4 protein-coding genes are annotated in these 7,921 nt (G+C 32.1%); 1 reads left to right on the top strand and 3 read right to left on the bottom strand.

The features are described from left to right. Positions 1-24 precede the first annotated feature (24 nt). On the bottom strand, positions 25-3,711 hold the full coding sequence (locus BM153_RS12715) for a leucine-rich repeat protein (RefSeq protein ID WP_092874710.1): 3,687 nt from the start codon (positions 3,709-3,711) through the stop codon (positions 25-27). An 87-nt stretch (positions 3,712-3,798) separates the two neighbouring features. Then, the gene (locus tag BM153_RS12710) at positions 3,799-4,320 is read right to left on the bottom strand and encodes a hypothetical protein (RefSeq protein WP_092874707.1); all 522 of its coding nucleotides are present in this window, start codon (positions 4,318-4,320) and stop codon (positions 3,799-3,801) included. A gap of 406 nt (positions 4,321-4,726) precedes the next feature. Here BM153_RS12710 and BM153_RS12705 point away from each other — a divergent pair, with 406 nt between their 5' ends. Beyond that, positions 4,727-5,506: an SDR family NAD(P)-dependent oxidoreductase gene (locus tag BM153_RS12705; RefSeq protein ID WP_092874704.1), complete on the top strand. Its 780-nt coding sequence runs from the start codon at positions 4,727-4,729 to the stop codon at positions 5,504-5,506. Positions 5,507-5,550: 44 nt separating this feature from the next. Here BM153_RS12705 and BM153_RS12700 read toward each other — a convergent pair whose 3' ends face one another. Then, positions 5,551-7,914, bottom strand: coding sequence for a leucine-rich repeat domain-containing protein (locus BM153_RS12700; RefSeq protein WP_092874701.1), 2,364 nt, complete (start codon positions 7,912-7,914; stop codon positions 5,551-5,553). Positions 7,915-7,921 lie beyond the last annotated feature (7 nt).

Raw genomic sequence — 7,921 nt, 5'->3', positions numbered from 1 at the left:
CTGTAAATATAAGGCCGGCACTTGTTACTTTATAATAGTATTTGTTACTTTATAATAGTATTGTCCAATAAGAACTTCTCCGTCTCCTCTTACAGAAACTGTATTGTTTTGTCCCTTATTATTAAAGAGGGTTTTGTAAGCCTGTAACTTCTTAGAAGGCACTTTTATAACTGCATTTTTATTAATGCCTTTAAGGGCACCTTCTCCAACCTTCTTTAAGGCTGTGGCTTTTACTTCTATTAATGTAAGGTTTTTGCAAGCATAAAATGCATTCTTACCAATGGTTGTAACATTTGTGCCTATTACTATTGATTTAAGTTTTCCATAGTTTTTACAGGATGCATCAGCTATTTCTGTTACTTTAAAGGTTTTATTCTTATATTTAATGGTTGCAGGAATTGTGATATTTGTAAGAGCTGTAGTCTTTGCTCCAATAAATTTCACTGTAGCATTTTTTGTGCTTACGTTAGTTACCTGATAACGCAAACTTCCCACAAGGATTTTATCTCCCTTTTTAACTGCGTTTTCTGCTTCTTGAAGTTTTTTGATTGCAGCTTCTGCATCTTCAAGTTTTTTAATGGAATCTGTATAGTTTTCTTTTAAATATGCCAATTCATCTTCACTGAGGGCATTTATCTCTTTTATGAGATTTTCAACAGCTTCTTTGTCATTTAAAGTAATCTTATCTGCTTCAGGAAGCTTACCTATTTTTTCTGCTAAAAGTGCAGTTTTAATAATCATAAGAGCATTGTTATATTTTTCAAGAGTATCGCCACTTATGTATTTATTAAGTTCTCCCAGCTCTTCATAGGCTTTTTGAACATTTTCAACTGCTTCTTTGTTTTCTAAGCTTACCTTCTCAGGAAGCTCATTAATCATGTCACTTACTTCTTTTGCTGTAGCAAGGTCTTCGTAGATATCTGCTGTTTTATAGAGTTTTTCTATATTAGTTACATATGACTTATAGTAGATTTTATCAAGACTATTATAAGCTTCCAAAGCCTCGTCATAAGCTTCTTTGTTTTGAAGATCTTCTAAAGTATATTCCTCTTTAAGGTTATTAATAAGCTCAATAACTGCATCTACCTTTTCTGAGTCTGCATCCGAACACATACGGGCATTTGGTTTTGATACCTTTGATGGGTCAATGGCTGCTATGGCTGAATATAAGCTATAATACTCCTTTCCAAAGCCGCTTTCTAAATCTTTAACCTTAACTGCCTCATCATAAGCTGCTTTTAACTTCTCCTGACCTGTTTTTGAAGCTGTCTCTAAAAGAGGAGTTGCAATTTCAACAAGCTTGTTTAATTCTTCTTTAGTTGGTGCATATTTATTATAAATACTTCCACCGTTTACAATATCGCAAAGACTTATAATTACTTTGTCCTCGTCAGCATAACCTCCAACCTTGTTTAACCATTCTCCTTCGCTGTAGAATAAGCTTTTTAAAGTGTTTAAAGGTGAGTGACTTTCGTCAAACTGATATTTTTCCACATCATAGTCTAAGGCATTTAAACCTTCCATAACTGCCACGTGAAAACTTGATGTAACATAACTTATATTATCATAGTAGGTAAAGATACCTGCCATATCATCTTTATCAGAAAGATATTTATCTCTTACTTCTTCAACAAGATAAATTTTTTGTTTCTCGCTAAGCTCATCTCCTAAAGCAGCCCAGGCAAGGCTTCTTAATTCTATATCCCCAGAAGAATTCATGGCAAAAAACTTCACTCTGTTTAAGAGGTCATTCATATATGGATAATCATTTTGGGCTCCGGCAGCTTTAAGACCTATATATGCCCAAACATCCGATTCATTTGAACCAAATGACTTGTTTTCATACTTTTCGCCATATTTTTCAAGAAGTACCACGTAGTTTGTGTCATTAAAGTTGTATGGATTTTCTCCTGCCAAAACCAGCTCAAGAATAGCTAAGCCATATGTTTGCGGTTCAAAAAAGTTAACACTCATTTTTGTAATATCATATATCTTAGTATTATCAAAGGATAATCCGGCAGCTGCCCTCTTTAAAACATCCCAGTAGCCATTTTGGGCAATATTACTTTCAGTAGAATACCAATCTGTCTTGTTAAGAAGTTCTTTTGCTTTAGTCTTTGTTGTTTCTGATACTCCAAAATAGTTTCCAAGAGTCTTATTTACAAAAGTATATAATTTTTTGTTTGTTCCATCATATGCCGTAACTAATATATTTGTATAAGGATCAGAAGCCTTGGCAGTAAAGAGGCAAAAATCTCCTTCTTTAGTTCCTTCTTTTCCATTAAGGCTTGCTTTAGCACCTTCTGAGATTTTCAGTTTATAAACAATATCTCCATTTCCAACAGTTTCTACATAGTAAGAAGTATCTTCAGCATTTAAACTTCCTTCAAGTTTTCCATTTTCAATAGAAATATCTTCGATATTACATTTAGAAGATAACCAGTTTAGTTTTATGTTATGAACTTTAGTATTTCCATTTTCTGCTGTAACTGTGACAGGGATTTCTTTAGTCTCTCCCGGTGACACTTCTATGGAATAAATAGAACCATAAAGGGATTTTACCATGTTTTCAGGCAGGGTCACTTTCGAAGCCTCATCCTTTGTTCTAATCTGTAAAAGTATGTATGGATATTTCATATTTTCAGGAAGGTCAATGGAATATTCATTCTTTTCAGCATCAACTTTTGTAGCATAATCTGCAGGATTGTCTAAATATTTATACACATAATTAAATGCATGAATATCTTTTATTTCATTATTATCTGAAAGAACAGGTTGATTTTCCTCACCGGTATAATTAATAATCCATACAAATTCATCTATCATTCCAGTTTCAGCATAAAATTTTCCCAACTCATAACCATTGTCATCTGAGCCAAAAACTTTAAGCTCCCCCAAATATGGATTATTGTTTGTATCACTGTAAGCTTCTATTACATTAATGCCTTTTTTTAGATAAATAGGAGCTGATACAATATCATTTTTCCCTGTATCTGATGAATTAAACTGAACTTTTTCAGAACCGTTAATTCTAAAAAAGTTATTTTCAGGTAACATCCATTTAGGAAGAGTATTTGAGGTAAAAACAGTATATTCTTCATGAGGTCTGGTAAATCTTAAATAAACCTTAGATTCTTTAAAATCATCTACTTCCTTAACCTGGGGTACACTTTCTACAGCATCTATTCTTGCCTCTTCCAAAGAATTCTTAGAGGAATCTAATAATTCAGCTCCAGGATTTGTTACACAAGCACGATCTCTTCCTAAAGTATCCTCATTTTTAACAACAAGAATATAGCTTTCTGTATTTTGAGTTTGAGTATCCTGAATATCAAAATAAAAGACTTGTGCGCCGCAAGATTGATAATCAGGTCCAAAATCAATAGAGTTAACTTCCCAAACATTTGATATTTTTGTATTTAAACTGATTTCCATATTATTGTCAAAAGAACTGCTAGCAGATGTAACTTTGTATCTTTCAGAATCCGTAACATAAACCCTAAAATCTCCAAAACTACAATCTGTATCCCCATCAGAAACATATACATTTTCTTTTAAATGTATACAAGGAAAAACATCTCCCATATCCGTTAATTCTATTTTTTCTATAGGGTTTTTGCTATCAGCATAGACAGGTATTGAAAAAAAACTAAACAAAAAAAGAGCGAAAACCAAAGATATATACTTGATTTTCGAAGAATTAAATATCATTTTTCATTTCCTCCACTATTTTTTAGTAGAGAGCTCAATATTAATATGAGCTCTCTACTTTGTATTTACATTAGTTAAGTTTTAAGATTACCAATCAAATGAATTATAGGCATAATCCAAATCTACATATAAATCATCTGTAACTACAAATGATGACATATAAACCTGACCATATGACATAGGAGTTTTTGCATAATCCTGACCTTCTGCTTTAATACCAGTATAATACTCCCAGTCCCAACCTTCATAGTGACCGTGGTCTCCGTCTACTGTAGTTTTGCTTACACTAGAATAAATATTTCCACCAACTAACATGCTGGTAAGGTATTTGTATGTTTCTCCATCATATTTTCCTGTTTTAAAAATCGGTTTATAATCCCCTAATTTTTTTACTGCAGCATATAGAGTTGTACCTGATTCAACTGTCACATCTATCGGTCCTGATAAAATAATTTTACCCTCAGGACCTCTTTTGTGAATGAAAATGGTCACCGTTTTCGTCGTAGTATCGGTTTGTGTTTGTGTTCCAGCCGCCAATGCTGTCAGCCCCATAGACATTACCATGGTAAATACTAACAACAGTGACAATAGTTTTTTAATGCTTTTCATTTTACATCTCTCCTTTTTATTAAACTATTCCTGTGTAAAGCAGATACTATTAATCTGCTTTACTGTTTTAAAAGTTACAAGGGCATATGCTCTTTAAATTTTAACAAAAGAAAATATGTCTTCCCTTTCTTTTGTTTAATGAATATTCATACATTTATATTAATACCCACTTTATTTATTGTCAAGAAATATTTTTAATAAAATTTATATGTTTTCTATACTTTTCATCAAAATTTTTGATACTTAAGCCCCTATAGGGTATATAATTATTAACCCACAAATTTGCCGGTTGATTCTTTTTTTGTGATTTCTAGGATTTTTTTAAAAATACTGGCTTATTTTCAGATATAATTTTATAATTAGAAGTGTTACCAAATAGTTTTAACAAGCAAGGAAAGGGAAAAATATGGATAAAGAATATGCAGTTATCACCGGAGCAAGCTCTGGAATAGGCCTGGAATTTGCCAGGATTTTCGCATCTAAAGGCTACAATCTTTTGCTTATTGCAAGACGGGAAAACAGATTAAAAAACATATGTAGAAAACTGGAAATGGATTACAATATAAAAGCAAACTATATTGCCTGTGACCTAAGTAAAGTTTTTGAAATAATACAGACATTTTCCGAAATAAACAATTATAATGTCAAGTATTTCATTAACAATGCCGGTTTTGGAGACAGTGGGAAGTATTCAGAAACTTCCATAAAAAAAGAGCTTTCCATGACAGATGTAAATGTTAAGGCAGTCCAATTATTTACAAAATTAATATTACAAAAATTCATGTTAGAGGATAAGGGCTATATCCTAAATGTGGCTTCTTCTGCAGGATTATTACCTGCCGGACCTTATATGGCAGCTTATTATGCTTCGAAAGCTTTTGTTACAAGCTATACCAAAGCCATTGCCTATGAGTTAAAGGAAGCAGGCTCTCATGTATACATAGGGGCTTTGTGTCCGGGTCCAGTAGATACAGAATTTAACAAGGTTGCTAATGTTAAATTTAGTATGAAGGGAATCAGTGCAAAAAAATGCGCCTATGAAGCCTATCATAGTATGAAGCAAAGAAAGGTTATTATTGTACCTGACTTTTTTACCGGTATTCTAATTAAAGTTTCAAGGCTGATACCTGAAAAAATTTTACTTCCTATATTAGCTTCTTTTCAAAAAAAGAAATTTTATGAATAATTATTAATGCTTATCAAAAGAAACTTCCTTTGATAAGCATTTTTTTATTTTACAGTAATTTTTATTTTCTTTGTGATACTTCCTTTGAAAACATTTTGGGTAGCCTTTGTACTAATAGAATATTTAATGGTATAGGTTCCCATTTTAAGTCCTTTTTTTAATGTAACTTTTCCTTCTTTGGATATTTGTATACCTTTTGTTTTAGTTAGGATTTTAAAGGTTTTTTTGGCATTATCAAGTACATTTACTTTAATATTAAAGCTTTGATTTTGTTTTTTTAAAAGAGAATATTTTATTACTTTTTTCCCTGTGACTTTATTAAACTGAGCATTCCCTTTTTTTATCTCTAGCTTTACTGCTTTAGAGCTGGCGGAATTTGCTGTATTTGTGGCAGCCACGCTGGCAATACAATAGTATTTTCCCACATTTTTTGGTGCTTTCCCCGGTGATGTGGCTCCATTATTTTTATCAGTCTTTTTTGTACATTTTTTATCTTTATAATAGATATAGCTTACAGTAGCAGTGCTGTTTACTACCTTGGTAACCTTTATTCCTATGGCTTTGCCGTTATATTTTGCGGTTTTTGATTTTATATTTATTACAGGATTGTATTTTACAGTTTTGTAAGCATAGCCGTTTGTCATACAATAATTTTGACCATATGAACCTGCCATTACTGAAAATACAATGTTAGCACAGCCTTCAAATGCACCATCTTCTATCTTTTTTACACTATCAGGTATTGTAAAACTCTTTAATTTGCCACAATTTACAAAGGCATCTTCTTCAATGGAAGATAGCTTTTGCGGTATTGTAATATTTACAAGCTTAGAGCAATTGGCAAAAGATTCTTCAGAAATCTTTTTTATGGAGGAAGGCAGATTAATCTTTGCAAGCTTTGAACATCCGTTAAAGGCATCATATTCTATATTTGTAACACTCTCCGGTATTTTCATCTGTGTAAGAGAAGTACACTGTGAAAAAGCATTTCCACCAATGGTTTTAATTTTTGAAGGAAGATTTACAGCTGTCAAAAGGCTGCATGAATAAAAGGCATCTTCGCCTATTGTGATAACTGAAGAAGGAAGAGTATATTCACCTGTTTTGCCATTAGGACATAATATCAAAATAGTTTTTTCTTTATTAAAAAGCACTCCTTCCTGACAACTATAGGTACTGTTATCCTTTGAAACCTGTATGTTTGTAAGCTTATCACAGCCTAAAAATATACCGCTTTCCATTTTTCTTAAGGTGTTTGGTAGTGATATTTGAACCAAAGACCTGCAATTTGCAAAAGCCTGGTCTTTTAAGTTAATAAGACCATCCGTAATTTTTATATCCAAAAGTCCGTAACAATCACTAAAAGCCTGAGAACCTACCTCTTCTAAGGAAGAAGGAAGCTCAATAGACTTAAGGGATTTGCATTCTTTAAAAGCCCCGGTTCCTATTGTTTTTAAATTTTCAGAAAATATTATGGAAGTCAGGTTGTTACTTTTATAAAAGGCATAATCCATAACTTCTTTTACGCTACCTGGCATTTTAAATTCATCTCTAAGTCCAATTGGATATATAAGAAGTTTTGTTTTATCTTTATTGTATATAATTCCATCTTCTGATGTGTAAAATATGTTTTTCGGGGAAATGGTTACGGATTTTAAAGATTCACATGCAAATATTGCTCCCGGAGAAATATTTGTTATACCTAAGCCAACTTCCAGGCTTTGAAGATGCTCACATTCCATAAAGGAAAATTCTTCTATGCTTACCACATTATCAGGAATTACAAGGGATTTTAAACAATTACATCCTAAAAATGCCCCTTTTGAAATTATTCTAACCTCACTTGAAACTGTATAAGAATCGTCTGATTTAGATGAAGGATAGGCTAAAAGGATAGTTTTTGCCTTATTATACAATATACCCTCTTCACAGCTGTAATATTTATTATCATCTGAAATGGTGATTTGGGTTAATTCAGAACAATAGGCTATTGCCAGATTGTTTATACTAGTCAGTTTTAAAGGCAGTTTCAGGCTTTTTAGATTTGATTTTGCAAAGGCATAATTTCCGATTTTTTCAACGCTGTCGGGAATTTCTATTTCCTTTAGATTACTTTCGTAAAAAGCATAGCTGTCTATTTCTTTTACAGTATAATTATCAATGGATTTTGGAAGGGTGACTGTGCCTTCTACTTCTTTTGAAGTTCCAAGTATTGATGCGTATTTGCCATAATTTTCATCTGTTTTTATTTCGTAAAGAAAATTCTCATTACTTTCTGCCGAAGACTTGACCTTTAGGGCACTTTCATAATCTTTAAGATTTTCAGATGCCAGTACAGACTGATTATTAGAAATTACAAAGAAAAATGTCATTAAAAATAATATAAAAAGATACCTGATTTTTTTCATTACTACC

Origin of the sequence: Acetitomaculum ruminis DSM 5522 (assembly GCF_900112085.1) — a bacterium.
GTDB lineage: Bacteria > Bacillota > Clostridia > Lachnospirales > Lachnospiraceae > Acetitomaculum > Acetitomaculum ruminis.
The sequence above is the reverse complement of the archived record's forward strand: the minus strand, read 5'-3'. Positions and strand labels throughout refer to the sequence as shown.